The organism is Microbacterium sp. MM2322 (assembly GCF_964186585.1).
In the GTDB taxonomy this organism is placed as follows: domain Bacteria; phylum Actinomycetota; class Actinomycetes; order Actinomycetales; family Microbacteriaceae; genus Microbacterium.
Map to the genome: position 1 here is coordinate 730,492 of NZ_OZ075067.1, position 26,894 is coordinate 757,385.

Annotated in this window: 23 protein-coding genes; 18 read left to right on the top strand and 5 right to left on the bottom strand. The window is 71.2% G+C overall.

Annotated elements, in window-relative coordinates; genetic code table 11:
- Window positions 1-2: 2 nt before the first annotated feature.
- Together ABQ271_RS03585 and ABQ271_RS03590 are read left to right on the top strand one after the other, a co-directional pair.
- Entirely contained in the window at window positions 3-1,730 is a 1,728-nt protein-coding gene (locus tag ABQ271_RS03585) for an AarF/UbiB family protein (protein WP_349310161.1), read from the top strand.
- Between the two features lie 81 nt (window positions 1,731-1,811).
- Window positions 1,812-2,369, top strand: coding sequence for an NYN domain-containing protein (locus ABQ271_RS03590; protein ID WP_349310162.1), 558 nt, complete (start codon window positions 1,812-1,814; stop codon window positions 2,367-2,369).
- 6 nt (window positions 2,370-2,375) lie between these two features.
- Here ABQ271_RS03590 and ABQ271_RS03595 read toward each other — a convergent pair whose 3' ends face one another.
- On the bottom strand, window positions 2,376-3,410 hold the full coding sequence (locus tag ABQ271_RS03595; protein ID WP_349310163.1) for a beta-propeller fold lactonase family protein: 1,035 nt from the start codon (window positions 3,408-3,410) through the stop codon (window positions 2,376-2,378).
- An 88-nt stretch (window positions 3,411-3,498) separates the two neighbouring features.
- Between ABQ271_RS03595 and ABQ271_RS03600 the strand changes: the two genes are divergently transcribed.
- The 4 genes from ABQ271_RS03600 to ABQ271_RS03615 are packed head-to-tail and all read left to right on the top strand — an operon-like array spanning window position 3,499 to window position 6,320.
- On the top strand, window positions 3,499-4,296 hold the full coding sequence (locus ABQ271_RS03600) for a sulfite exporter TauE/SafE family protein (protein WP_349310164.1): 798 nt from the start codon (window positions 3,499-3,501) through the stop codon (window positions 4,294-4,296).
- Window positions 4,297-4,333: 37 nt separating this feature from the next.
- Window positions 4,334-4,780 (top strand): MaoC family dehydratase N-terminal domain-containing protein, encoded by a 447-nt coding sequence (locus tag ABQ271_RS03605; RefSeq protein WP_349310165.1) that lies wholly within the window; start codon window positions 4,334-4,336, stop codon window positions 4,778-4,780.
- Window positions 4,777-5,184: a MaoC/PaaZ C-terminal domain-containing protein gene (locus ABQ271_RS03610; protein WP_349310166.1), complete on the top strand. Its 408-nt coding sequence runs from the start codon at window positions 4,777-4,779 to the stop codon at window positions 5,182-5,184. The genes ABQ271_RS03605 and ABQ271_RS03610 overlap by 4 nt, the downstream gene beginning before the upstream one ends.
- Window positions 5,184-6,320, top strand: a complete 1,137-nt coding sequence (locus ABQ271_RS03615) for a UDP-N-acetylmuramate dehydrogenase (protein WP_349310167.1) — start codon at window positions 5,184-5,186, stop codon at window positions 6,318-6,320. Before ABQ271_RS03610 ends, ABQ271_RS03615 begins: the two co-directional genes overlap by 1 nt.
- 98 nt (window positions 6,321-6,418) lie before the next feature.
- Here the strand turns inward: ABQ271_RS03615 and ABQ271_RS03620 are convergent, their stop codons facing one another.
- On the bottom strand, window positions 6,419-7,618 hold the full coding sequence (locus ABQ271_RS03620; RefSeq protein ID WP_349310168.1) for a pyridoxal phosphate-dependent aminotransferase: 1,200 nt from the start codon (window positions 7,616-7,618) through the stop codon (window positions 6,419-6,421).
- A 48-nt stretch (window positions 7,619-7,666) separates the two neighbouring features.
- Window positions 7,667-8,440 (bottom strand): type I methionyl aminopeptidase, encoded by a 774-nt coding sequence (gene map, locus ABQ271_RS03625; protein ID WP_349310169.1) that lies wholly within the window; start codon window positions 8,438-8,440, stop codon window positions 7,667-7,669.
- Between the two features lie 97 nt (window positions 8,441-8,537).
- Between map and pnuC the strand changes: the two genes are divergently transcribed.
- From pnuC to ABQ271_RS03665, 8 genes are read left to right on the top strand one after another with little or no spacing between them, the layout of a single operon-like run.
- Window positions 8,538-9,143 (top strand): nicotinamide riboside transporter PnuC, encoded by a 606-nt coding sequence (pnuC, locus tag ABQ271_RS03630; RefSeq protein ID WP_349310170.1) that lies wholly within the window; start codon window positions 8,538-8,540, stop codon window positions 9,141-9,143.
- Complete coding sequence (locus tag ABQ271_RS03635; protein ID WP_349310171.1) at window positions 9,136-10,218, top strand: AAA family ATPase; 1,083 nt, start codon at window positions 9,136-9,138, stop codon at window positions 10,216-10,218. The genes pnuC and ABQ271_RS03635 overlap by 8 nt, the downstream gene beginning before the upstream one ends.
- Before the next feature lie 9 nt (window positions 10,219-10,227).
- A complete protein-coding gene (locus ABQ271_RS03640) occupies window positions 10,228-11,799 on the top strand; it encodes an AAA family ATPase (protein WP_349310172.1) in 1,572 nt (523 codons plus the stop codon).
- Window positions 11,796-12,434 carry a potassium transporter Kef gene (locus ABQ271_RS03645; protein WP_349310173.1) on the top strand — a complete coding sequence of 213 codons (639 nt, stop codon included), beginning with the start codon at window positions 11,796-11,798 and terminating at the stop codon, window positions 12,432-12,434. The genes ABQ271_RS03640 and ABQ271_RS03645 overlap by 4 nt, the downstream gene beginning before the upstream one ends.
- The gene (locus ABQ271_RS03650) at window positions 12,431-14,272 is read left to right on the top strand and encodes a VWA domain-containing protein (protein WP_349310174.1); all 1,842 of its coding nucleotides are present in this window, start codon (window positions 12,431-12,433) and stop codon (window positions 14,270-14,272) included. Before ABQ271_RS03645 ends, ABQ271_RS03650 begins: the two co-directional genes overlap by 4 nt.
- Entirely contained in the window at window positions 14,265-14,876 is a 612-nt protein-coding gene (locus ABQ271_RS03655; protein ID WP_349310175.1) for a phosphohydrolase, read from the top strand. Before ABQ271_RS03650 ends, ABQ271_RS03655 begins: the two co-directional genes overlap by 8 nt.
- A complete protein-coding gene (locus tag ABQ271_RS03660) occupies window positions 14,869-16,218 on the top strand; it encodes an AMP-binding protein (protein WP_349310176.1) in 1,350 nt (449 codons plus the stop codon). Before ABQ271_RS03655 ends, ABQ271_RS03660 begins: the two co-directional genes overlap by 8 nt.
- 42 nt (window positions 16,219-16,260) lie before the next feature.
- Window positions 16,261-18,069: a DEAD/DEAH box helicase gene (locus ABQ271_RS03665; RefSeq protein ID WP_349310177.1), complete on the top strand. Its 1,809-nt coding sequence runs from the start codon at window positions 16,261-16,263 to the stop codon at window positions 18,067-18,069.
- 278 nt (window positions 18,070-18,347) lie between these two features.
- Here the strand turns inward: ABQ271_RS03665 and ABQ271_RS03670 are convergent, their stop codons facing one another.
- Window positions 18,348-20,147, bottom strand: coding sequence for a sugar-binding domain-containing protein (locus ABQ271_RS03670; RefSeq protein ID WP_349310178.1), 1,800 nt, complete (start codon window positions 20,145-20,147; stop codon window positions 18,348-18,350).
- Window positions 20,148-20,193: 46 nt separating this feature from the next.
- The gene (locus ABQ271_RS03675) at window positions 20,194-21,723 is read right to left on the bottom strand and encodes a PucR family transcriptional regulator (protein ID WP_349310179.1); all 1,530 of its coding nucleotides are present in this window, start codon (window positions 21,721-21,723) and stop codon (window positions 20,194-20,196) included.
- Window positions 21,724-21,819: 96 nt separating this feature from the next.
- Here ABQ271_RS03675 and gabT point away from each other — a divergent pair, with 96 nt between their 5' ends.
- Genes gabT through ABQ271_RS03695 form a run of 4 tightly spaced genes read left to right on the top strand, consistent with a single transcriptional unit; the run spans window position 21,820 to window position 26,894 of the window.
- Window positions 21,820-23,178 (top strand): 4-aminobutyrate--2-oxoglutarate transaminase, encoded by a 1,359-nt coding sequence (gene gabT, locus ABQ271_RS03680; protein WP_349310180.1) that lies wholly within the window; start codon window positions 21,820-21,822, stop codon window positions 23,176-23,178.
- 2 nt (window positions 23,179-23,180) lie between these two features.
- Window positions 23,181-24,662, top strand: coding sequence for an amino acid permease (locus ABQ271_RS03685; RefSeq protein ID WP_349310181.1), 1,482 nt, complete (start codon window positions 23,181-23,183; stop codon window positions 24,660-24,662).
- Window positions 24,655-26,013, top strand: coding sequence for an NAD(P)/FAD-dependent oxidoreductase (locus ABQ271_RS03690; RefSeq protein ID WP_349310182.1), 1,359 nt, complete (start codon window positions 24,655-24,657; stop codon window positions 26,011-26,013). Before ABQ271_RS03685 ends, ABQ271_RS03690 begins: the two co-directional genes overlap by 8 nt.
- A complete protein-coding gene (locus tag ABQ271_RS03695; protein ID WP_349310183.1) occupies window positions 26,010-26,894 on the top strand; it encodes a universal stress protein in 885 nt (294 codons plus the stop codon). The genes ABQ271_RS03690 and ABQ271_RS03695 overlap by 4 nt, the downstream gene beginning before the upstream one ends.

Consider the following 26,894-nt stretch of genomic DNA (forward strand, 5'->3'; position numbering starts at 1 on the left):
GCGTGGCAGCACGGCGTCGGGAAGGCGAGAACCTTCCCGACGACCGCGACGCGCGGGCGCGCTACCGACGCATCCTGAGATTCGCGGCGAGAGCGCTCGCCGTCACGTGGTGGTTCGAACTCTTCCTCCCGCGGATCGGTCTCGGCTGGATCGGCGTGCGAGGTCGCTCGGCGCGGATGCAGCGCATCGCGCGCCGCTTCCACGGCCTGGCCATCGACCTCGGCGGTCTCATGATCAAAGTCGGGCAGTTCATGTCGTCGCGCCTCGACGTCCTGCCGCCTGAGATCACGAAGGAACTCGAGGGGTTGCAGGACGAGGTTCCCGCGGTCCCGTTCCCCGAGATCCGGGCGGAGGCAGAGGGCCAACTGGGCGTGAGCCTCGACCGCGCGTTCGCCGTGGTCGAGCCCGCTCCCGTGGCCGCGGCATCCCTCGGTCAGGCGCATCGTGCGAGGCTCGCGCAGGAGGATGCCGCTCTCACCGGCCTCGATGCCGTCATCCTCAAGGTGCAGCGCCCCGGCATCCAGCGCATCGTCGACACCGATCTCGCCGCGCTTCGTCGTGTCGGCCGCTGGCTCAGCCACGTCCGTATCGTGTCGGACCGCGTGGACGCGCCCCAGCTCGTCGAGGAGTTCGCCGAGACGAGCCTCGAGGAGATCGACTACCTCCAGGAAGCCGCGAACAGTGAGCGGTTCGCCGCGAACTTCGCCGGCGACCCCCGCGTCGGCGTCCCCGCGGTCGTCTGGGAGCGGACGTCGCGGCGCACCCTCACTCTCGAGGACGTCACCGCGATCAAGATCACTGATCACGAGGCGCTGCGTGCGGCGGGCATCGACCCCGACGAGGTGGCGCAGGTGTTCGCCTCCGTCATGTTCGACCAGGTGTTCACGCACGGGTTCTTCCACGCCGACCCGCATCCGGGCAACATCTTCGTCACGCCGCTGCCGGGAACGGATGCCGACGGTGCCGCGACCCCGCCGTGGCGGCTCACGTTCATCGACTTCGGGATGATGGGCGAGGTCCCGCCGAACCTCCGGAACGGGCTCCGCCGGCTCATGATCGCCGTCGCCGCGCGAGACGGTGTCGCGCTCGTGCAGAGCATCCGCGACGTCGGCGTGCTGCTGCCGAGCGCCGACACGACCGAGCTCGAGCGCGCGATGACGCAGCTGTTCGCGCGCTTCGGCGGCATGGGCTTCGCGGAGCTGCGCGAAGTCGACCCGCGGGAGTTCCGCGCGTTCGCGATCGAGTTCCAGGACGTCGTCCGCTCGCTGCCGTTCCAGCTGCCGGAGAACTTCCTCCTCATCGTCCGCGCGATGTCGCTGACCTCGGGTGTCTGCAGTGCGCTCGATCCCGCCTTCAATCTGTGGGATGCCGTCGAGCCGTACGCCTCGCGCCTCGTGCGGGAAGAGGGGCGGAACGTCGTGACCGACGTGCTCCGCCGAGCCGTGTCGGGCATCGCCACGGCCTCCCGCCTGCCGGCGCGCGTCGACGACTTCATCACCCGCGTCGAGGACCACCGCATCTCGCTCCCCGACCCGGCTCTCGAGCGTCGCGTCGCCCGCCTCGAGCAACTCGGCCGCCGCACCCTCTCGGGGCTGCTGTTCGCCGCACTCCTCGTCGGCGGAGCGACGCTGCGTCCCGACGACCCGACCCTCGGCGGGGTCCTCATGACCGGTTCGCTCCTGCCGCTCGCGCACGCTCTGCTGGCCGGCGTGTTCGGTCGCCGCTGGTGACGCCGGGATGCGGGGAGCCCGCCGCCTAGGATGATTCCGGCGCACCGGCACAGCACTGACGGCGCGCGCAGAGGAGGCGGCATGGCCGACAATCGCAGGACCTGGATTCTTGTCGACGGCGAGAACATCGACGCGACGCTCGGCGGATCGATCCTCGGGCGGCGTCCGCAGCCCGACGAGCGTCCGCGCTGGGACCGCATCCTCTCCTTCGTCGCCGACCAGTGGAACCAGGAAGCGCGCGGCCTGTTCTTCCTGAACGCCTCGATCAACCTGCCGATGTCGTTCGTCCAGGCCCTCCTGGCTCTCGGGTACCAGCCGGTGCCGCTCTCGGGCGACCCCGACGAGAAGGTCGTCGACCTCGCCATCCAGCGGACGCTGAAGGCGCTGCAGGCCCACGGCGACGATGTCGTGCTCGTCAGTCACGACGGCGACTTCGTCGACGACCTGGGCGTGCTGGCCGACGGCTCCCGTCGCATCGGCGTGCTCGCCTTCGAGGAGTTCCGCAACGCCGGGTTCGCTCAGATCCCCGGCATCCGCTTCTTCGACTTGGAGTACGACGCGAGCGCCTTCGACGCGCAGCTGCCGCGCGTGCGCATCATCCCGATCGAGGAGTTCGACCCGGAGCAGTTCCTGCGCTGAGCGGGATCAGGCGAAGCGCACCCAGTTCGCGCCGCGCCCCGTCTCGTACCGGCCCTGCAGGTGCAGGTCGGTGCCGTCGATCCGGTAGAGCGAGACCGTCGTCGACTGCTCGCCCGCCGCGACCAGCAGCGTGCGGTCGGGGCTGACGGCGAAGCCGCGCGGCTGCGTCTCGGTCACGACGAAGCCGGCGGGCTCGGCGAGTGAGCCGTCCGCGCCGATGGGGAGCGCGGCGAGGGTGCTCGCGGTGCGCTCGGACGCCCAGACGACTCCGTCGGTGAGGTGGATGTCGGCGCCCCACACGTAGTGGTTCTTCCGCGGGTCCTCGTCGATCACGCTGTGACGCAGCTTCTCGGACGGGTCGTGCGCGGGGGTCGAATCGACGAGGTCGAGCGTTCCGGTCGACGGGTCGCGGTGGTAGCGCAGCACCTCACCGGTGAACTCGGTGAGGACGTACACCGTCTGCTCGTCGTCGCTGAACGCGAGGTGGCGCGGACCGCTTCCGGCGGGAGCCGCGGCGGTCGGCGCGTCGAGCGGCGACAGGGCGAGGTCGTCCCCGAGCGCGAACTGCGCGACGAGGTCGGTCTCGAGCGACACGAAGTACGCGTGCCGTCCGTCCGCGCTGGCCAGCACGGAATGGAGCCGAGGGAAGCGGACCTCGGCCGAGGGGGTCGAGACCTCGCCGCCATCGCCGACCGCGCACACGATGCCGTAGCCGCCGGAATAGGCCGCCCCAAGGAGGGCCGACCCGTCCCGCGTCAGCGACAGGTAGTTCATCGCGCCGCCGGGCAGCGACACCCGCGACTGCGGCGTCAGCACGCCGGTCTCACGATCGAGCGAGAGGGTCAGGATGCCGGCATCCGAGTTGTCGTCGTCGGCTTTGACCGAGGCGTAGACGAGGCCGCGCTCGGCATCGACGGCGAAGTTCGAGCACCCGGTGGTCCCCGGGGTGACGGAGAGGCGATCGAGTCCGGCATCCGTCACACGGAACGTGCTGATCGAGGAGTCACCGGCATTGGCCACGAGGACGAGCGAAGAGGACATGATCCGATCGTATGCCGCAGCCCGCAGGCAGTGCCTCGTCCACCCGGGAGTAGGGTCGACGCATGCGTTTCGTGTCGGATCTTCTCTCGTGACCACGTCTCCGACCATCGACCGCACCCCCCGCTATTACCTCGGCGCGCTGTCGATCGGTCTGCTCGCGGGGCTCATGTCGGGCATGTTCGGTGTCGGCGGCGGCACGGTCATCGTGCCGCTTCTGCTCACCCTTCTCGTCTTCGACCAGCGGCGCGCGGCAGGAACGTCGCTCGCGGCGATCGTGCCCACCGCCGCAGTCGGCGTCATCTCGTACGCCGCGGTCGGCGCGGTGGCCTGGATCCCCGCGCTCATCCTCGCGGCCGGCGCCGTCATCGGCGCGCAGGTCGGCACGTGGCTGCTCGCGCGACTGCCGCAGAATGCGGTCCGGTGGGGGTTCATCGCCTTCCTCGCGCTCGTGATCGTCATGCTGTTCATCGTCATCCCCTCGCGCGACGCCGAGGTGGCGCTCACCTGGGGAACCGGCATCGGATTCGCGGTCCTCGGCGTCTTCACGGGAGTCATGGCAGGTCTCCTCGGCGTCGGCGGCGGCGTCATCGTCGTGCCGGCGCTCATGTTCCTCTTCGGCACGAGCGACCTCATCGCCAAGGGCACGTCGCTGCTGATGATGATCCCGACGGCGATCTCGGGGACGATCGGCAACCTCCGTCGCCACAACGTCGACCTTGTCGCCGCAGGTGTCATCGGTGTCGCCGCCTGCACCACCACCGCCCTGGGTGCCTGGCTCGCGACTCTCGTCGACCCGTTCACCGCGAACGTCCTGTTCGCCGTCTACCTCACTTTCATCGCCGTGCAGCTCTCGATCAAGGCCGTCCGCGCGCACCGCTCCCGCTGACCGGACCCGCCCAGGGCCCGGACGGTAGGATCGTCCGGTGCCTGTGAATCCCGAGTTGCTCGGTCGTGCGTTCCCGCCGACCACCCCGTACCTCGTCGGCCGCGAGAAGGTCCGCGAGTTCGCGCGCGCCGTCTTCGCGACCGACCCGCAGCACGACGACCCCGCCGCGGCCCAGGCTTTCGGCTACGCCGACGTCGTCGCGCCGCCGACGTTCGCGATGGTGGTCCAGGACATCACGCTGCAGCAGCTGTTGAGCGAGCCGGACTCCGGCATCGTGCTCGAGCGGGTCGTCCACGCCGAGCAGCGCTTCCGCTACACGCGGCCCATCGTCGCCGGCGACGAGCTGTCGGCCGTCTTGACGGTCACCGGCATCCGCTCCTTCGGCAAGGGCGCGATGGTGACGAGTGAGGCCGAGATCACGGATGCCGGTGGCGACCACGTCGTCACGGCGACATCCGTCCTGCTGGTGGGAGGCGACGAATGATCCCTCTCGAGATCGGCGCCGTCGTCGCCGAGCGCACTGTGCACCTGACGCGCGCGTCGCTCGTCCGTTACGCGGGAGCGTCGGGCGACTTCAACCCCATCCACTACAACGACGCCGTCGCCGAGCGCGTCGGACTCCCCGGCGTCCTCGCCCACGGCATGCTCACGATGGGCCTCGCGGTCGAGACGATCGTCGAGTGGCTCGGCGACTCGGGCCGCATCCTCGAATACGGCGTGCGCTTCACGCGCCCCGTCGTGGTCGACAGCGAGTCGGGCGCGGACGTCACCGTGGTCGCGAAGGTCGGCGCCGTCGACGACGACACCGTCCGCATCGATCTGACCGTCAGCCACGAGGGCACGACGGTCCTCGGCAAGGCGCAGGTGCGCGTGCGCGCGGCATCCTGATGCCCGAGATCACTCCCGTCCCGCTCTCGCAGCTGACAACCCTCCGCGTCGGGGGGACCCCGCAGCGGACCGTCGAGGCACGGACGACCGACGAGCTCGTCGACGCGCTCCGCGACGTCTGGTCGACGGGGGAGCGGTGGCTGGTGCTCGGCGGCGGCTCGAACCTGCTCTTCGGCGACGACGAGTTCGACGGCACCGTCATCCTGGTCCGGACGACCGGCATCGAGCGGCTCCCGTCGCCGACCCCCGGGCACGTGCGCCTCAAGGTGCAGGCCGGCCACTCCTGGGACGACCTCGTCGCGCAGACGGTCGCCGCGGGCCTCAGCGGGATCGAGGCGATGGCGGGCATTCCCGGCACCACCGGTGCCGCGCCCATCCAGAACGTCGGCGCCTACGGTCAGGAGATCGTCGAGACGCTCGTCGAGGTCGAGCTGATCGACGAGGCGACCGGGGACGTGTCGGTGGTGCCGGCATCCGATCTCGGTCTCGGTCTTCGCACCTCGGTCTTGAAGAAGCACTACGGCTCGGTGCCCGAGCGCTCTGCGGTCATCCTGTCGGTCACGCTCGAGCTCGCCCAGGTCGGCCACGGCGCTGTCCCCGTCCGCGGGGCGCAGTTGCGCTCGGCGCTGGGACTTGACGCGGATGCCGCGGTTCCGCTCGCGTGGATCCGCGAGACCGTCCTCGAGATCCGCGCCCGCAAGGGCATGGTCCTCGACGAGGACGATCACGACACGTGGAGCGCCGGCTCGTTCTTCCAGAACCCCGTCGTCTCGGCGCAGTTCGCGGCCACGCTTCCCGCGGAGGCGCCGCGCTGGTCGATGGCGCCGGAACCCGAAGCAGACCGCGTCATTCCGCTCGACCAGTTCACCGGGTTCGTCCCGCCTCGCGTGGGGGGACCTGCGCCCGTGAAGATCAGCGCCGCCTGGCTCATCGAGCAGGCCGGCATGCGCAAGGGGTTCCGCCTCCCCGGCTCGCAGGCGTCGCTCTCGACGAAGCACGCGCTCGCGCTCACCAACCGGGGCCGCGCGACGGCCGAAGAGGTCGCCGCACTCGCCCGGCTCATCCAGCAGCGCGTGCAGTCCGAGTTCGGCGTGCTGCTGCAGCCCGAGCCGGTGCTCTTCGACGTCGAGCTCTGAGGCGCGCGTTCGACGCCGAAGTCCCGATACGGCCGGAAATAGCGCGCCCATTCCCGGCCGTACCGGGACCTCGGCGATCGTCGCCGGGGTCCGGCGCGTCAGGCGAAGAGGCGCTGCAGGCGCTGGACGCCCTCGAGCAACTGGTCCTCGCCGAGCGCGTACGACAAGCGCAGGTAGCCCGACGGGCCGAACGCCTCGCCCGGGACGACCGCGACCTCGGCGCGCTCGAGGATGAAATCGGCGAGCTCGAGCGACGTGTCGATGCGGACGCCGTCCCACTCCCGGCCGAGGAGACCGGTGACGTCGGGGTAGACGTAGAACGCACCGTGCGGGTTCGGGACCGTCATGCCGGGGATCTTCGCGAGTTCCGCGACGATGAGCCCGCGGCGGCGGTCGAACGCCTGCCGCATGCTCTCCGCCTCGTCCTGCGGACCCGTGAGAGCGGCGAGGGCAGCGCGCTGCGCGATGTTGTTGACGTTCGAGCTGAGGTGCGACTGCAGGTTGGCGGCGATCTTGATGGCGTCGGCAGGCCCCACCATCCAGCCCACGCGCCATCCGGTCATCGCATAGGTCTTCGCGACGCCGTTGACGAGGATCGTCTGCCCGGCGAGGTCGGGCACCGCTTCGACGATCGACTGCGCCCGGGCGCCTTCGTAGACCAGGTTCTGGTAGATCTCGTCGCTGATCACCCAGATGCCGTGGGTGAGGGCCCATTCGCCGATGGCCTTCGTCTCGTCGGGCGTGTAGACCGCGCCGGTCGGGTTGGACGGCGAGACGAAGACGAGCACCGTGGTCTTGTCGGTGCGAGCGGCCTCGAGCTGGTCGACGGTGACCTTGTACTCCTGGTCGGCCCCGGCGAACACCTCGACGGGCACACCGTCGGCGAGGGCGATCGCCTCGGGGTACGTGGTCCAGTACGGCGCGGGAAGCAGGACCTCGTCGCCCGGGTTCACGACCGCCTGGAACGCCTGGTAGACGGACTGCTTGCCGCCGTTGGTGACGATGACCTGCGACGGCGCGACCTCGAGCCCCGAGTCGCGGAGGGTCTTGCCGGCGATCGCTTCACGCAGCACCGGCAGACCGGCAGCGGGCGTGTAGCGGAAGTTCGCGGGGTCGCGGAGGGCCTCGGCAGCGGCATCCACGACGAACTGCGGCGTCGCGAAGTCGGGCTCTCCGGCGGCGTAGGAGATGACCGGTCGGCCGGCGGCCTGCAGGGCCTTGGCCTTGGCATCGACCTTGAGGGTCGCGGACTCGGCGATGGCGGTCAATTTGCGGGAGAGCGGGGCGCGTTCGGTCACCCTCCGAGCGTAGCGTCGGGGACCGCCCCGGCGCGGGGTGTGTCGCGGTCAGCGCGTGGGTCGCGTGAGGATCTCGTTGCCGGACTCGAGGATCGCCACGGTGTGCTCGGTGTGCGCCGTGCGGCATCCCGTCGCGCTCCGGAGGGTCCAGCCGTCTTCATCGACCTTCAGCTCGTCGGTGTCGACCATCACCCAGGGCTCGATCGCGAGCATGAGGCCCGGACGCAGGCGGTAGCCGCGGCCGCCGCGGCCGATGTTCGATACATGGGGGTCCTGGTGCATCGTCGTGCCGATGCCGTGCCCGCCGAACTCCGTGTTCACGGGGTAGCCCGCCCCGGTGAGCACGTCGCCGATGGCAGCGGAGATGTCGCCGATACGGGCACCGGGCTGGGCGGCCTCGATGCCGGCGGCGAGGGCTTGCTGGGTCGCCGTGATGAGCGGGTCGTTCTCGGCGTGCGCGCCGCCGCCCACCGTGAAGCTGATCGCAGCGTCGGCGGCGACGCCGCTCGTCTTGATCGCGAGGTCGAGCGTCAACAGGTCGCCCGCGACGACGCGCTGGTCGCGCGGCCGGCCGTGGAGGACGGCGTCGTTGACGGCGGTGCAGATGTAGTGACCGAACGGGCCCCGGCCGAACGACGGTGCGTAGTCGACGTAGCAGGATTCGGCGCCCGCGCCGAGGATCATGTCCTTCGCCCACGCGTCGATCTCGAGGAGGTTGGTCCCCGGCTTCACCCGCTCCTTGATGCCGTGCAGGATGTCGCCGACAAGTCCACCCGTCACGCGGGCGCGGTCGATCTGGTCAGGGGTGAGGATCTCGATCACGAGGCAGTCCGTTCGGTCGGCAGGCGCAACCAGCAATCATACGTCCGCGGGCGCCCGCATGGTCGGGACCGCCCCGCGACGCACCTAGGCTCGTCGTGTGCTCGAGTGGATCCTGGCCGAATGGATGCAGATCGTCGGATTCGCGACGGGGGCCGCGTGCGTGCTCCTCGCCGCTCGCCGGAACATCTGGACCTACCCCCTCGGCATCGCGAACAACATCGTCTTCCTGGCCGTCTTCGTGCCCGCCGGCCTGTACGCCGCCGCCGCGCTGCAGGTCGTCTACCTCGTGCTGGGCGTCCACGGCTGGGTTCGCTGGGCGCGCGGCGTCGAGCAGGACAAGGGATACGTCGCGCGGACGCCGCGTCGCGTCATCCCGTGGCTCGTCGTCGCCGGGATCGGCGGGACGGCCGTCCTCGCCTGGTTCTTGGCGACGTTCACGGACTCGCAGGTTGCGCTGGCGGATGCCGCGACCACCGCGGCGAGCCTCGTCGCCCAGTACATGCTCAACCGCAAGTGGATCGAGAACTGGTTCGTCTGGATCGGGGTCGACATCGCCTTCGTCGCCCTGTCGATCGTGACGGGGCTCTGGATCGTCGCGGCGCTCTACGTCCTGTTCATCGGGCTCTGCGTCGGCGGGTACGTCGGCTGGCGGCGCGTCGAGCGGACGTCGGCTCCTGACGAGGTCGCGGCCACGCGTGTCTGACACGCGGTTCCGGCACGGCGTCGTGGTGGGGAAGTTCTACCCCCTCCACGCCGGTCACGCCCACCTCATCCGCTCCGCCGTCCGGCAGTGCGAGCGGGTGACCGTCGAGGTTATCGCCGCCTCGGTCGAATCGATCCCGCTCGCGGAGAGGGCCGCGTGGATCCGTGAGGAGCACCCGACGGCGCGGGTCGTCGACCTCCTCGACGACACCCCCGTGGACTTCGCATCCGAGACCGCGTGGGACGCGCACACCGCGACCATCGCCGGGCTCCTGGACGCACCCGCGGACGCGGTCTTCACCTCCGATCCGTACGGCGAGGAACTCGCTCGTCGCCTCGGCGCGACCTGGGTGCAGGTCGATCCGGGGCGCCGGCACAACTCGATCTCCGGAACCCAGATCCGCGCCGACGTCGCTGCGCATTGGCACGAACTCGCCCCGGCCGCCCGAGCGTCGCTCGCGGCGCGCATCGTCGTGCTCGGTGCCGAATCCACGGGCTCCACCACCCTGGCCGAGGCGCTCGCCGCGGAGCTCGGCACGATCTGGGTGCCCGAGTACGGCCGCGAGTACTCCGAGATCCGCGTCGGCGGCCTCGACGCCCCGTGGCGCAGCGACGAGTTCGATCTGGTCGTCGACCGGCAGATCGCGATGGAGGATGCCGCCCTCCGCCGCGTCCCGACGCCGGTGCTCGTCTGCGACACCGACGTGCTCGCCACCGCGCTGTGGCACGAGCGCTACGTGGGGTCTCCGGCCCCCGGCATCCGTCGTCGGGCGGACGGCCACCGGCCGGCGCTGTACGTGCTGACCGGCGACGAGATCCCGTTCGTACAGGACGGCATGCGCGACGGCGAGCACATCCGCCACGCGATGCAGCGCCGCTTCCGCGAGGTGCTCGCCGAGCAGCCGGTGCCGTGGCTGGAGGTGCGCGGCTCGGTCGCCGAGCGGGTCGCCGCGGCGCTTCCCGCCGTCCGCGACGCGACGGCGCGCGCGACGTCGTTCGCGGCGCCTCTCGAAGGGCGTCCGCTCGCCGAGCAGGAGGCCCTGCGTGGTCGCCGGGGGAGCGACGCGTCCCGTTAGGCTGGCGCGATGGCGGACCGCTGGCACAAGCTCTCGGAATCACCCACGACGACCGCAGCGGATGCCGGGGTGGCGCCTCTCACGGCCGACGACCTCTTCCGCGCACCGGGCCGCACCGACGCCCCGGCGCTCGACGAGAAGGCCCGCCGCGCGTACTACTGGATCGTCAACCGCGCGGTCATCTCGCCGTACTACGACATCGAGTTCTCCGACGGCGACCCGTTGCGCTTCGGCGTGGGGGATGCCGGGGCGGAGATCACGCTGCCCACGCAGCCGTCCTTCTCCTCGAACATCCTCCTCCCGCTCCTGTCGTTCGTCGTCGGCGGCAAGTGCCTGCTCATCGGCGGTCCCGGTCGCGGCAAGACGACGGTCGCGGTCCTTATGGGCGTGCTCGCCGGCTCCACCGCGGAGGAGGTCCGTCGCGGGGTGCAGCAGGGCCAGCCCCAGCTCACGATCAGCGACTTGGTCGGCATCCCGTTGCCCCGCGACCTCGTGCAGGCGGGGTCGCTCGCCGAGATCGGCATCGCCTGGCGGGACTGGCTCTCCCGGCCCGTGAAGATCGTCGACGAGTACAACCGCATCCCCACCAAGACGCAGTCGGCGCTTCTCACGATGGTCGCCGAGGGGTACGTCGAGAGTCACGACCAGATGCGCCGCACCGCGCCGGCCTCGGGTGTCGAGAGCTGGTTCTTCACCGCCAACGACGACGCCGGCGGCGGGACATTCCCGGTGATCCAGGCCCTCCGGGACCGCATGGACGTGACCGTCCCGGCGGCGGGGTTCAACAGCCGGTTCTTCGATGAGCTCGTCGCCCGCGTCGAGGCGGGGGAGAAGCCCGAGGAGCACGTTCCGGAGGAACTCATCTTCGACGGCGACGAGCAGACGCGGATGCGGGCTGCGGTCAGAGCCGTGCCTGTTCCGGATGCCGTGCGTCGCCGCCTCGAGTTCTTCTTCAGCCACTTCGAGTTCGTCCAGGGCGGCGGGCGCCGGTTCGAGTACCGGACGAAGGACACCGTGACGACGGCGGGCGGACGCGTACCCGAGGTCATCGAGTCCAACTCCGGAGCCGACCTCACCGCCGACCTCGGCGCCCAGACGACGAACGGTCTGTCGGTGCGGGCGCTGCAGACGCTCATCCTCTACGCCAAGGCGATGGCGTGGTTCCGCGGCCGGGCGGCGGTCGAGATCGCCGACGTCGCCGCGATCCTGCCGTTCGTCCTCCGCGGCAAGCTCCTGCCGAACCCGACGCATCCGCGGTTCGACGTGGGTGCGGAGCGGGAGCTCGCGACCGACGTGTCGAGCTGGCTCAGCGACATGTTCGCGGAGTCCTGCCGCCAGTTCGACGCCCTCGGCCGCGGGCAGCACGACCCCGTCCGCGACCTGCTCGCCGACCTCGACCGCGGTCTCGACGGGGTCAGCGCGATCGACGCCTCGCGCCGTCTCACCGAGATCGAGGCGCGGATCCGTGCGATCGCGGCCACCGGCAAGCTGTACGGGCGCGACTTCGATGACCTCGTGACGCTCAAGTACCTGCACCAGCGCTACACGGCCTACGTCCGGTGGGCGGAGCGGCGCGCGTGATCAAGCGACCCGGGCACCTCGCCGCCGCGCCGACAGCGCCCGCGTCGCCGCCGCGGGTGGAGGGAATCGACCTCGACCTCGCGGGCCGCAACGTCGACTCGGCGGGCGGTGACCCGCGCGTGTTCGCGGCGTCGTTCGCCGCGGGAGTCGCGGAGGCTCCCGACACGGACGCCGTCGACCTCGCCGGCATCGCCGCGTGGCGGGCGGGTGCCCTCGCCTTCCGCGACGACGCCCTCCGCCGCCTCGACGGCCTGTCGCAGACGCATCCGGATGCCGCGGCCGCCGCGCTCGGGCTGGATCGAGCGGACCTCGACGCGTTCCTCGAGGCGCAGCGCGGGGATCGGTTCTGGTGGCCGGGGCGGGCGGCATCCCGCGGGTACGTCTGCGCCGTCGGCGGATTCGTCGGCCTCGGCGGCGTGTGGGTCGCACCACCCGCGGAGTCGGTCGCGCTCGCCGATCCGGGCGCCTTCGGCATCCGGACGGGTGAGGAGTGGTGGCGGCTCGACGCCGACGTGTGGGGGGCGCGGATCCGCCCGCTCGACGAGCCTCCCGAGGCGGGACCCGGGGGAGCGGCATCCGTCATCTGCTTCCCGGACTCCTACCTGGCGTGGGTCCACGTGAGGGATGCCGCGTGAATGCTGTGGCGACGACGCCGCTCGAGGGTGAGACGCGGCACGCGTGGGAGAGCGCGCTCGAACTCTGGGGCGTGCACCTGCGCGATGTGCGCCTCGCTCCCGGCGAAGGGGCGGCGAAGGGCACCGCCGCCTGGTTCTCGTTCCCGCCATCGGTGACCGTCGACCCGCAGATGCTCCGCACCTGGGGCGTGGAGCGCGAGGCCGAGAGCATGTTCGCGCACGAGATCGGTCATCACGTCCTGGCACCGGCGACCCGGATCGATGCGCTGAAGATCCGGCATCAGCTCGCTCGCACGCTCGCCGCGGCCGGCGCGGACCCGGTTTCGAGCGACGACCTCGGTCTGCTGTCGAACCTCTGGACCGATCTGCTCGTCAACGCCCGCGTCGCTCTGCTGCAGCGGCGCCGGGGTGACGCGGAGCCGGTCGGGATCGTGCGTCTCGTGCAGGCGACGCTGTCTGCGCCCGAGAGCGCGGATCGCCTCTGGTGGGTGTACCTGCGCACCTTCGAACTGATCTGGGGTCTTCCCGCCGGACGCCTCTGCCCGACCAGTCCGCCCCCGCCTGCTCCGCCGGCGGCCCGCGGGGCCGAGTCGGAGCCGCCGCTCGACAGCATCCCCGAGAAGCACCGCGAGAAGGAGCGGGCCTTGCGCGATGCGCGCCGGGAGCGCGAACGCATCGCCGCGGAACTCGCGGGCGTCATCACGACCCGACCAGAAGTGGATGCCGACCAGATCGCCGCGGTCGTGCGCGCGTTCGCGGGCGACCCGGTGCTCGGGGCACTGCGGTTCGGCGTGCTGACGGCCCCGTACCTCGTCGAGCGGCAACGATCCGCTCGCCCGCAGAGCGGCAACGGAGCGGGCTGCGCCGCCGACGACGCGCCCGCGAGCGCGGAGGAGCTCGGCCGCATCCTCTCCGACCGAAGGCTCCACGAAGTGCTCCCCGCGCATCCCAGCTCGAGCGGGCCCGGGGCGGTCGCACCCGCGACCGGCAGCGGCGAGGGTCGCGGCCAGGCTCTGGGGCTCGCGCAGACGCTCGCGCTCTACGGCGCGAGCGATCCCGACGAGGTCATCGCCGCGTGGTACCGCGCCGAGGCGGCGCCCTGGGTGCGTCCGTTGACGCAGCTGATGCCCGCGGTCCCCGCGCCCGACCTGCCCGGCCCGCTGGAGCTGTGGGAGGCGGGCGACGACCTCGCCGACCTCGATTGGCCGGCGACCCTGCAGGCCGGTGCAACGGTTCTCCCCGGGGTCACGACGCGTCGACGCTCTTTTTTGCCTGACGAACCGATACCCCGCGAGGCCAGCATCACGCTCGACGTCTTCATCGACTCGTCCGGGTCGATGCCGCGCCCGGAGCGAGGGTCGTCCGCCGTGCTCGCCGGAATGATCGTGGCGCTGTCGGTGCTGCGAGGCGGTGGTCGAGTGCGGGTCACGAGCTTCTCGGGAGCGGGCCAGGTCGCCGGCTCCGAGGACTTCCAGCGCACCGTCCCTGGTGTCGTGCGCGATCTCGCCTGCTACTTCGGCGGCGGGACGACGTTCCCGCTCGACCTTCTCGAGCGGCGCTACGCCGACCTCCGCCCGCCGCTCCCCGACGAGCGACGGCACCTCCTCGTCCTCTCGGACGACGGCCTGGTGTCGATGTTCGGAGACGGCAACGATGCGTTCGCCGGTGTGGCGGCGCGGGTCCGTCCGCTGCTGACGACCGCGACGCTCCTGCTCTCGGTGCGCTCCGACCGTGTCGACGCCCAGGCTGCCGCCGCGGGATACGACGTCCTGCACGTGAAGACGATGGATGAGGCGCCCGCCGCGTGCGCCCGACTGGCGGAGGTCCTGCATGGCTGAATCCGACGCACTGCTGTCGGCGTGGTCGGCATCCGCTCCGCCCGAGGAACTCGCCTGGCGGGCGACCGTCCCCGGTCCGCCGCTCGCCGCCGTCGCGGCACGGCTGGCGAGCGTGCCTCGGTCCTTCCTCGACCCGCGCGTCTCGATCGCCGCGCTCGCCGGTGACGTCCTCCGTTCCCGGCTCCTCGCCGTCGACCACGAGGCCGACGATCGTGTCCGGCGCGGCGCTGCCGTGGGGCTGTGGGTCCTGGCGAGCGAGGACCTCGTCGAGGCGTTCTCCCCGTCGATCGCCGCGGCGGCGGGTGCGGGACGTGCGGTCGACGCGCTGGCGCTCCGGCTCGCGCCCGTCGTCGACCCGTGGGAATGGTTGTCGGACGACGAGCGCCGGGAGGAGGCCGTCCGCACGTTCCTCCTCTGGGCGGGGATGCGGCCCGCCGGCGAGGACGTCGACACCGCCCGCAGCCTCCTCGACGCGCGAGACTCGCTCCGCCGCAACGCCGCGCTCGCGCAGGCCTACGCCGCGCACCGGCACCGCGACGAGATCGCCCGCCGCCTCGCCGAGGCCCGCGCGAAGGAGGCCGCGGCGAGGTACTCGAGTGAGTGACCCCGACGACGGTCTCGCCCTCGCCGAGTACGCCCCGGGTTCGGCGGCGGTCCTGACGGACCCAGAACGCTGGCCGACGATGGATGCCGCCGGTGCCGCACGCCTCGACCGGTGGCGCCGGCATCCCACCGCCCCCGACTGGGTGCACGCGACCGGCGACCGGCTGACGGCCGAGATGATCGAACGCACCCGGGTGCCGCTGTCGACGGAAGATTGGCTCGAGGAGCACCTCGCCACGGCGCGGAACCTGCTCGCGTACCGAGAGCTCGGCGCCCTCCCGACTCTCTCGGACTTCCCGCCGATCACACGGCAGCACCTCGTCGACGACCTCGCCTCGTTCGTCCCCCTCGACGCCGACCTCGACCGGATGCTGCACGGCACGAGCTCCGGCTCGACCGGTGCTGCACTCCTCATCCCCGACGACGTCGAGGAGGTCGCCCGCGGGTTTCATCTGATGGTGTCGCTGGTGCGGGCGCAGGGGATCGACTGGGTTCCCGACGACGAGCGGTTCGCCGTGGCATCCGTCGTCTTCCAGCGTCAAGCGTTCACGTACGTCTCGCTGGTGAGCGGGTTCGCGCACCGAGCGATGGCGCGCCTCAACCTCGACACCGGGGCGTGGCGGACACCGTCGGACCGCGCCGCCTTCCTGCGGGATGCCGACCCCCAGGTCATCTCGGGCCACCCGACGAGCCTCGCCGAGCTGTTGAGCCCCGATCTTCGTGGGGCGGTGCGTCCGCTCGCGCTCTTCTCCAGCGCCATGGCGCTGTCGGCGCCCCTCCGGGCCGACCTCGAGGACGCGTTCGGATGCCCCGTCTTCGACGTCTACGGTCTGCACGAGACGCGCCAGATCGCCGTCCGCACCGACGACGGGCCGTTCCGCGTGCTCGATCGGCGGGTGCACGTCGAGATCCTCGACCCCGCCGGCGATGCCCTCCCGGAAGGTGAGGTGGGCGAGATCACCGTGACGGCGGGGGAGAACCCGCTGCTGCCGCTCGTCCGGTACCGCACGGGAGACATCGGCCGTCTCGTCCGGCTGGCGGACGACGGCCTCGGGATCGCCGACCTCGAAGGCCGGGAGAACACGGTGTTCCTCGCCGCGGACGGCCGGCGGGTGCCGTGCGTCGACCTCACGCAACAGCTCCAATCGCACGGCGCGCGGGGGTGGAGCGTCGCTCAGGCCGCCGACGGCAGCGTCGACGCGCAGGTCGTCGGCGGGGATGCCGAGGCCGTCGAGCGCGCGCTCCGGTCGCTGCTCGATCAGCCCACCGACGTGACGCGACACGAGCGGCTCATCGACCTCGGCGAGGGCAAGCCGCGACGCTACCGCAGCGCCGCCGGCTGAGCGGACCGGGTGCTTCCCAGCCCACTCCACTACGGTGGATAGGTGAGTGACCCCCAGACCCCGACCGAATCCGCTGAAACCCCCGCCCTCCCCGGCTTCGATGAACTCGGCTTGACCGGTCCCGTCCTCGCCGCCATCAAGGACCTCGGCTACGAGACGCCCTCCGCGATCCAGGCCGCGACGATCCCCGTCCTTCTCGGCGGCCGCGATGTCGTCGGCATGGCGCAGACCGGTACCGGCAAGACCGCCGCCTTCGCCCTGCCCATCATGGAGAACCTGGACCTGAGCCAGAAGACCCCGCAGGCCCTCGTGCTCGCCCCCACCCGTGAGCTCGCGCTCCAGGTGTGCGAGGCGTTCGAGTCCTACGCCGCCCGCATGAAGGGCGTCCACGTCCTCCCCGTCTACGGCGGCCAGGGCTACGGCGTGCAGCTGTCGGCCCTCCGTCGCGGCGTGCACATCGTCGTCGGCACGCCCGGCCGCATCATGGACCACCTCGAGAAGGGCACGCTCGACCTCTCGCAGCTCAAGAACCTCGTCCTCGACGAGGCCGACGAGATGCTGAAGATGGGCTTCGCCGAAGACGTCGAGCAGATCCTCGCGAAGACGCCCGCCGAGAAGCAGGTCGCCCTGTTCTCCGCGACCATGCCGCCCTCGATCCGCCGCCTCGCGCAGCAGTACCTGCGCGACCCGGAAGAGATCACCGTCAAGACCAAGACGTCGACGAACGTCAACATCACGCAGCGGTACCTGATCGTGTCGTACCAGCAGAAGGTCGACGCACTCACCCGCATCCTCGAAGTCGAAGACTTCGACGGGATGATCATCTTCGTCCGCACGAAGAACGAGACCGAGACGCTCGCCGAGAAGCTCCGCGCCCGCGGGTTCAGCGCGGCGCCGATCAACGGCGACATCCCGCAGCCCCAGCGAGAGCGGTCGATCTCGCAGCTCAAGGACGGCAAGCTCGACATCCTGGTTGCGACCGACGTCGCCGCCCGCGGTCTCGACGTGGAGCGCATCAGCCACGTCGTGAACTTCGACATCCCCACCGACACCGAGTCGTACGTGCACCGCATCGGCCGCACGGGTCGCGCCGGCCGCAAGGGCGACGCGATCAGCTTCGTGACGCCGCGCGAGCGCTACCTGCTCGCGCACATCGAGCGCGCCACCCGTCAGGCTCCCACGCAGATGCAGCTGCCGACGACCGAGGACATCAACTCGACCCGCCTCGCGCGCTTCGACGATGCGATCACCGCGGCCCTGGGCGAGACCGACCGGATCAACGGCTTCCGCGATGTCATCGCCCACTACGTGCGCAACCACGACGTGCCCGAGCAGGACGTCGCCGCAGCCCTCGCCGTCGTCGCGCAGGGCGAGACGCCGCTGCTGCTCGACCCCGCCAGCGACCAGCTCGCGAAGGCGCTCGCCGCCGACGCGCAGCGCGGTACCCGCAGCAACGACAAGGGCAGCAGCCGCCCCGAGCGCGCCGACGGCGGGTCGCGCGAGCGCCGCAGCCGCGGCGACTTCACGACCTACCGCATCGCCGTGGGCCGTCGTCACCGCGTCGAGCCGCGCCAGATCGTCGGTGCGCTGGCGAACGAGGGCGGCCTCGGCCGCGACGACTTCGGTGCCATCACGATCCGGCCCGACTTCTCGCTCGTCGAACTGCCGACGTCGATGGATGCCTCGGTCCTCGACCGCCTCAGCGGCACCCGCATCTCGGGTCAGCTGATCGAGATCCGTCCCGACCGCGGCCGTCCCGGTGGCGAGCGCCCGCAGCGCTCGTTCGACGACCGACCGAAGCGTTCGTTCGACGACCGTCCTGAGCGCAAGCCCCGCCACGGCCGCGACTGACCTCGAGCACGAGACCCCACGTCGATAAACGCGATCCGGGCCGAGACACGGTGCACATCACCGAGTCCCGGCCCGGATTCCGTTTCTCGGGGCGCACGGCGGACCGACGTCGCCACCCCCGACCGCGGCATCCGTGGCGGGCGGATGCCGCGGCTGACCGCGGGCGGATGCCGCGGCTGACCGCGCGCGGATGCAATGGATCCTGGCCGACACGCCGCGCGACGGACCGGTCCGGCGGCGTGTCGTCGCGGATCCCTTGCATCCGACGCCGCCGGCCGTCAGCTCGTATGGGTCCCCGTGATCGCCGCGCGGATGCGATCGACCGGGATCTTCGGCGTGCGGTCGGCTGTGACGAGGCCGTTCGTCTCCTGCAGGGTGTCGGCCAACTGCGTGTAGCAGAAGCCCGCGAGAGCATCGCTCGCGTGGACGGCCGCCATGAGCCCCTCGAAACGCTCGGCGAAATCCTCCGGAGAGGTCGCCGACGAGTACCCCCACGCTCCCTCGGCCGCCGACGTGTCGAACGAGATGCCGCCGAACTCGGTGAGCATCACCGGCGCATCCGAGACGTCGCCGCTGACGATGAGGGTTCGCCCGCCGGGGCCGACCGTGTCGATGAGGTGACGGATGCCGGCATCCGTCGCGTATCGCTCCTGCACGACATCGGGGCGCCACTCGTAGTCGTGGATCGCGACGATGTCGGTGTCGACCTGCTCCCACCCGTCGTTCGAGACCACCGGTCTCGTCGGGTCGAGGGCCTTCGTCAGCGAGACGAGCGCGCGGGCGAAATGCTGCATCCGCGGGTCGGTGGCGATGTGCTGCACGCCCCAGCTCTCGTTGATCGGCACCCACGTGACGATCGACGGATGCGACATATCGCGGCGGACGACCTCGAGCCACTCGCGCGTCGTGCGCTCGATGGCGGTCTGCGTGAACGTGTAGGTGCCGGGCGCTTCTCCCCAGACCAGCAGGCCGAGCTGGTCGGCAGCCAGGAGGAAGCGCGGATCCTCGAACTTCTGATGCACGCGGGTTGCGGTGAACCCCAGCGAACGGATGAGCTCGACCTCATCGCGGAGCGCCCCCGCCGACGGCGCGGCGAGGTGCGACTCGGGCCAGTAGCCCTGATTCAGCACGGAGCGCAGGTAGTAGGGGCGGTCGTTCAGCCAGAACCGCCCGCGGGCGACGTGGGCGGTGCGGAGGCCGAGGTAGGAATGCACGACGTCGTCACCCACTCGCACCTCGGCGTCGATGAGCCGCGGGCTCTCGGGCGACCAGAGGAGTTCCTCGTAGGACTGCCCGTTCGCGAGCTCCGCGACGGGGAGGACGATGGTCGACTCGCGCGAGCCCGCGGTCACCACGGCGTGGGCGAGTCGGGCACCCTCGTAGGCCAGGTCGACCTCGACCTCCGTCCCTGCTGACGGCGCGCCCGACAGTTCGAGGTCGAGGGTCACGGTTCCCCGTCGCGGGTCGGCCGTCCAGCGGATCGCGCTGACGTGCACATCGGGCACGCTCTCGAGCCACACGGGCTGCCAGATCCCGGACGTCCGGTGGTACCAGATGGCGTGCGGGTGATCCCGCCAGTCCTGCTTGCCACGGGGCTGCGAGATGTCGGTCGGGTCATCCTCCACGCGGACCACGACGGTGCGGTCGCCCGCGGCGACGGCCGAGGTGATGTCGAGCGCGAACGGTGTGTGACCGCCCTCGTGGCGCCCCACCGACCGGCCGCCGACCCACACCTCAGAGCGGTAGTCGACCGCGCCGAAGTGCAGGATCAGGCGTCGGCCGTTCGCGTGCCCCGCGGCGTCGAGGTCGTCGTCGGTGAGGTCGCGGGAGTACCAGAGCACGCGGTGCGGCGCGGTGTCGCCGATTCCCGACGCGGTCGACTCGGGTGGGAAGGGGACGACGATCCGATCCGAGCGGATGCCGGTGCGCTCCCAGCCGAGGCGAGCCCCGGCATCCTCGTCGTCGAATGCGAACCCCCACGTTCCGGAGAGATCCGCCCACGCGGGGCGGACGAGCTGCGGTCGAGGGTAGGAGCCGTCCTGCGTGCTCGCGCGGAAGGCGACGTCATCGTCGGTCATGCGCACCAGCATGCCCGACCTGACCGCATCCGCGAACACCCCCGACTCACTCGAGGCGGAACGCCGCCCAGAGTTCGGCCCGCGCGGCGAACGACCCGAGGTCGGTGCCGAGCGCCTTCTCGGCGGCGGCGAGCCGGGTCCGCACGGTGTGCCGGTGCACGCCGAGCGCCGCCGCTGCTCGCTCATTCGAGCCGTCCGCCTCGAGCCACGCCCGCAGCGTCTCTTCGAGGCGCCCGCCCGTCTCACGGTCGTGTGCCCGGAGCGGGGCGAGGTGCGCGGCGGCGACCATCGCGGCATCCCCCGACGACAGGGCCGACAGGATGCCGCCGGTCTGCACCTCCGCGAAGTGCGAGACCCCCGGCGCCGCAGCGCGGTCGCGCGCCGCGCGGGCCTGTCCGAGGGCGTGGGCGACGTCGGCGTAGCCCGCCGGCTCAGACACGCCGAGCCGCAGGGCGAACCGGGCCGGGATCTCGTCGAGCATCGTGGCGGCGGAGGCCGGCACCACGATCACGACGTCGTCGTCGAGCGTGCCGTAGACGAGGGCGCCGTGTCGCTCGTCGGCGCGGAGCTCGAGCACGTCGAGGAGAGCGCCCGTGCGGGGGCCACCGGCATCCGCCACCGCGACGACGATCGGCGCGGGAGGCAACGGACCCCACACGTCGCGGGAGATCTGCCGGGCGAGCGACGGGTCGCCGGTGAGGAGCGAGCGCACCATCCCCGAGCGGAGCACCGTGCGGGCGCGCGAGAGCCGCTGATGCTGTTCGAGCGCGAGGCCGGCCATCGCGATGACGGCGGTCACGACGTCGCGACCCGCCTGGTCGAGCTCGCCCGCGGCGATGGCGACGACGCCGTGGAGACTGCCGCCGCGCCCGAGGGTCTGCAGCGTGAACGCATCGGTGTCGGAGCGAAGAGACGATCCGGCCCGCGCGCCGCGGCGGAGGACCGCGTCCACTTCGGCGCGCAGCACGGCAGCCGCGTCGGCGGACAGGGTGCCGGAGGGGTGTTCGCGGACGAGCTCGCCGGCCGCGTCGTACATCCCCACCCACGTGTCGAGCTGTCGGGCGAGTTCGGCGATCGTGGCGTCCAGCCCGTCGGGGCGGAGGGCTGCGAGCGCGATCGCCCGCTGCGCCGACAGCGCCCAACTGCGCCGCGCGTAGGCCTGCGCGGCGACGGCTTCGGCGTTCGCGCGGGCGACGGCGATGAACGGCGTGCTGTACGGCACCTCGAACAGCGGCAGGTGCGCGCTGCGGCACGCTGCGGCCAGGCCCGGCGGGATGCCGTCGCGCACCACCTCGGTCCCGAAACCCAGGGCCGCGACCCCGCGGTCGACGAGCCGCTTCACGTAGGTCTCGAAGGGGTACCGCGCTCCCGCGGGGAACTGCGTCCCCGTCGTGAGGAGCACGAGGTCCTCGGCGAGGAACGGGGTGGGGTCATCGAGATCGGAACTGTGCACCCAGCGCGTCGGGCGGTCGAGCGCAGCCGGCGGCAGATCCGCTTCCTCGCCGTCGAGGCGCAGCTGCAGTTCGCGCCGGCCGAGGAGCGCGCGAAGGGTGGGGCCGGCATCCCGTGTGACCACACCCGCTCCTCTCTGTTGTACGCGCTGTACAGCGCTGAGCTGAGAATAGACGCCTCGGCGAGTGACCGCACGCCCGTGCGCCCCTACGCTCGCCGCATGACTACCTCGACCGCACCCGTGACCACGCCCCTCGGCGGACCGTCCCTCCCACAGGAGCGCCGCCTCGAGACCGCGATCCCCGGACCCCGATCGCAGGAGATCCTCGCACGCAAGGCCGACGCGGTCGCTGCGGGCGTCGGGCACACCGTGCCCATCGCGGCCGTCGCTGCCGGCGGCGGCGTCGTCGTCGACGCCGACGGCAACTCGCTCATCGATCTCGGCTCCGGCATCGCCGTCACGACGGTCGGCAACGCCCACCCGAAGGTCGTCGAGGCGATCGCCGCGCAGGCTGCGCAGCTCACCCACACCTGCTTCATGATCTCGCCGTACGAGTCGTACGTCGAGGTCGCCGAGACGCTCAACCGCCTCACCCCCGGCGACCACGCCAAGAAGAGCGCCCTCTTCAACTCGGGCGCCGAAGCAGTCGAAAACGCCGTCAAGATCGCCCGCAAGTTCACGGGCAAGCAGGCCGTCGTCGCCTTCGACCACGCCTACCACGGCCGCACCAACCTCACGATGGCCCTCACGGCCAAGTCGATGCCCTACAAGAGCGGCTTCGGACCCTTCGCCGCCGAGGTCTACCGCGTGCCCGCGTCCTACCCGTTCCGCGACGGCCTTTCCGGACAGGATGCCGCGGCCCGCGCCATCTCGATGATCGAGAAGCAGGTCGGTGCCGACAACCTGGCCGCCGTCATCATCGAACCCATCCAGGGCGAGGGCGGCTTCGTCGTCCCCGCCGACGGCTTCCTCCCCGCAGTCGTCGAGTGGTGCCGTGCCAACGACGTCGTCTTCATCGCCGACGAGGTGCAGTCCGGGTTCGCCCGCACCGGAGCCATGTTCGCGAGCGAGCACTTCGGGATCGTCCCCGACCTGATCACCACCGCCAAGGGCATCGCGGGAGGCATGCCCTTGGCCGCGGTCACGGGACGCGCCGACATCATGGACGCCACGCACACCGGTGGCCTCGGCGGCACGTACGGCGGCAACCCCGTCGCCTGCGCGGCGGCGCTCGCGGCGATGGACGCGTTCGAGAACGACGGCCTCATCGAGCGAGCTCAGGAGATCGAGGCCCTGCTGACAGCGCGTCTGCGGGAGATCGCGGCATCCGACCCCCGCATCGGCGAGGTGCGCGGTCGCGGCGCGATGATCGCGGCGGAGTTCGTCGACCCGACCACCGGAGCACCGGATGCGGCGCTCACGGGCGCGGTCGCGAAGGCGTGCATAGCGGCGGGCGTCATCGTCCTGACCTGCGGCACCTACGGCAACGTGATCCGTTTCCTGCCCCCGCTGTCGATCGGGGACGACCTGCTGAGGGAAGGCCTCGACGTGCTTGCAGAGGCGCTGGGGAAGGCCTGATCATGGCGGCGTCGAAGGATTGGTCCAACCCCGTCTCGCCCGAGACCTCGGCGGGGCTCGGTGCGGTCACGAAGGCGCGCTCGAACAAGCTCCGTTCGCGTCACGTGACGATGATCACGCTCGGCGGGATCATCGGTGCGAGCCTGTTCGTCGGGTCCGGCAACGTCATCCGCACCGTCGGCCCGGCCGCCGTCCTGTCCTATCTCGTGGGCGGACTGCTCGTCTTCCTCGCCATGCGCATGCTGGGCGAGATGGCGGCATCCCGTCCTGCGATCGGGTCGTTCATGGAGTACGCCCGCGTCGGGCTCGGCGACTGGGCGGCCTACCTCGTGGGCTGGCTGTACTGGTACTTCTGGGTCGGCGTGCTCGCCTACGAGGCGGTCCTCGGCGGCGAGACGATGCAGACCTGGTTCCCCGCGGTGCCGTCTTGGGCGTGGTCGCTCATCCTGATCGCGATCTTCGTCGGAACGAACCTCATTTCGGTCCGCACCTTCGGTGAGGTCGAGTTCTGGCTGGCGAGCATCAAGGTCATCGCCATCGTGGTGTTCCTCGGTGCCGGCCTGCTGTTCGCCCTCGGCCTCTGGCCGAACGCGACGTTCTCGGTGCCCAACCTGTGGGAGCACGGCGGGTTCGCGCCCAACGGCATCGGCGTCGCGTTCACGGGCGTCGCGCTCGTGATCTTCTCCTACTTCGGAACCGAGATCGCCGTCATGGCCGCGGCGGAGTCGGTCGACCCCGGCAAGGGCATCCGGCAGGCGACGAGCACGATCATCTGGCGCATCCTGCTCTTCTTCGTCGGATCGGTCCTCGTCATCGTGGCGGTCGTCCCGTGGGACGAGCTGCCGGTGCCGACCGACGTCGCCAACGCGCCCTTCACGATCGCGCTCGCTAAATTCGGCATCCCCGGCGCCGACGTCATCATGCAGCTGGTGATCTTCACCGCCGTGCTCTCGGTGCTCAACTCCGGCCTGTACTCGGCATCTCGCATGTTCGCCGCGCTCGCCGACAAGGGCTTCGCGCCGAAGGCCGTGACCACGCGGTCCAAGACCGGCGTCCCCGTCGTCGCCCTCCTCGCCTCGACGATCGGCGGGCTCATCGCCACGCTCGTCAACTTCCTCGCGCCGGCGTCGGGCATCTTCGACTTCATCATGAACTCGGCCGGCCTCGTCGCCCTCTTCGTCTACGTCTTCATCGCCCTCACGCAGATGCGACTGCGCCAGAAGATGACGCCCGAGGAGGTCGCGAAGCTGAAGCTGAAGGTGTGGTTCCACCCCTGGCTGAACATCCTCCTCGTCGCGGCGATCGCTGCCGTGGTGGTCGTGATGCTGACCTCCGAGTCGGGACGCTCCCAGGTGTGGACAAGCCTCATCGCGACCGGCGTCCTCCTCGTGTTCTGGCCGCTCGTGCGGCGCAACCTCCGCCGTCGGCCCGACCACGCGTCCGCCGACCGGCATCCCTCCAATGAAGGAGTACTGAATGAGTGAGATCACCCGCGACGTCGTCATCATCGGAGCCGGCGCCGCCGGACTCACCGCGGCGCACGAACTGCGCAAGGCCGGTCTCTCCGTCGCGGTCCTCGAGGCGCGCGAGCGCGTCGGCGGACGCCTCTGGACCGACGTGATCGACGGCGCCGTGCTCGAGCTCGGCGGACAGTGGGTCTCGCCCGATCAGGACGCCCTCATCGACACGGTCGCCGAGCTCGGCCTCGACACCTTCAGCCGCTACCGCGAAGGCGACAGCGTCTACGTCGGGCCCGACGGCACCGCCTCGCGCTTCACGGGGGAGATGTTCCCCGTCAGCCCCGAGACCGAGCGGACGATCGACGAGATCACCCGTCGCCTCGACGCGATGGTCGCCGAGATCGACCCCGACCGCCCCTACGCGCACCCGAAGGCCGAGGAGTGGGACACCGTCACGTGGGACGCGTGGCTGCGCCAGCAGACCGACGACGACGAGGCTGTCCGCAACCTCGCCTTCGCGACCGGGTCCGCCATGCTCACGAAGCCCACGCACGCCTTCTCGCTCCTGCAGTCGCTGCTCATGGCGGCGAGTGCCGGCAGCTACTCGAACCTGGTCGACGCGGACTTCATCCTCGACAAGCGCGTCGTCGGCGGACTCCAGCAGGTGCCGGTGCTGCTCGCCGAGCGCCTCGGCGACGACGTGTTGCTGAACCGGCCGGTCCGGACGCTCGAATGGTCGGATGCCGGTGTCGCGGCGCACGCGGAGGGCGTGACCGTCCGCGCGCGGAGCGCCATCCTCGCCCTCGCCCCCGTGCTCTACAACCGGATCTCCTTCGTCCCCCCGATGCCGCGGCTGCAGCACCAGATGCACCAGCACATCTCGATGGGGTTCGTGATCAAGGTGCACGCGGTCTACGAGACGCCGTTCTGGCGCGACAAGGGACTCTCGGGCACGGCGTTCAGCCCGTACGAGATCTGCCACGAGGCATACGACAACACGAACCACGACGACCCGCGCGGCACGCTGGTCGCCTTCGTCGCGGATCAGAACGCGGATGACATGTTCCGGCTGAGCGAGGCGGAGCGGAAGGACGCCATCCTCGAATCGCTCTCGCACTACTACGGTCCCGAGGCGAAGGACACGGTCGTCTACTACGAGAGCGACTGGGGCACCGAGGAGTGGACGCGCGGCGCCTACGCCGCGAGCTTCGACATGGGCGGGCTGCACCGGTACGGGGCGGACCTGCGCACCCCCGTCGGCCCGATCCACTTCGCGTGCAGCGACATCGCGGGCGCCGGCTACCAGCACGTCGACGGTGCGATCCGAATGGGACGCCTCGCGGCGCGGAACATCCTGGAAGACGGCCGGGTATGAGCGGGCGCATCGTCGTCGGGTACACGGCGACGACGTCGGGCCGCGACGCGGTGGCGGTCGCGAGCGGTCTGGCCGCGGCATCCGGAGCGGAACTCGACATCGTGCTGGTCCTTCCGGCCGAGGGGCGGAGCGTCATCACCCCGCCCGACGCGTCGTACGACCGCTACCTCCTGGGGCAGGCGGAAACCTGGCTCGCTGAGGCCGCCGCCAAGGTCCAGACGGGCGTCGTGCATCGTGAGCACGCCCGGTACGCCGAGTCGTTCGCCGAGGGCCTCGTCGACGCCGCCGACGAGTTCGGAGCGTCTCACCTGGTCGTGGGGGCAGCCGAAGGCGGCGCTCGCGGCCGGCACCGGCTCGGGTCGACGACGAGCCAGCTGCTGCACTCCTCCGACGTTCCCGTGATCCTCGTTCCGCGCGGTGCCCGCAAGAGGGTGACGGATGCCGGAGTTCCGCGCCTCACCGTCGCCGTCGGCACGCGTGCCGGCGCCGACGTCCTCCTCGAGGAGGCCGTCGCGCTCGCCTCGGCGACCGGCGCCTCGCTGCGGCTCGTCTCCCTCGTGACGGTGGATCTTCCCGCCTCGGTCGACACGGGCGTCATCCGCCTTGCGGGAGCCGCTCACGCCGACAAGGTGCTCGCCGATGTGCTCGCCGCGATCCCCGACGGGGTCCGCGCCGATATCGTGACCGCGAAGGGCGACAGCATCGAGGATGCCGTCGCGCACCTCGACTGGCTCCCGGGCGAGCTGATCCTCGTCGGCTCGAGCCGTCTCGCACAGCCGCGGCGTCTCTTCCTCGGTTCCCTCGCTGCGAAGCTCCTCAGCGAAATCCCGGTGCCGATGGTCGTCGTGCCTCGCACCCGCACCCCCGAACAGTCCCGCTGA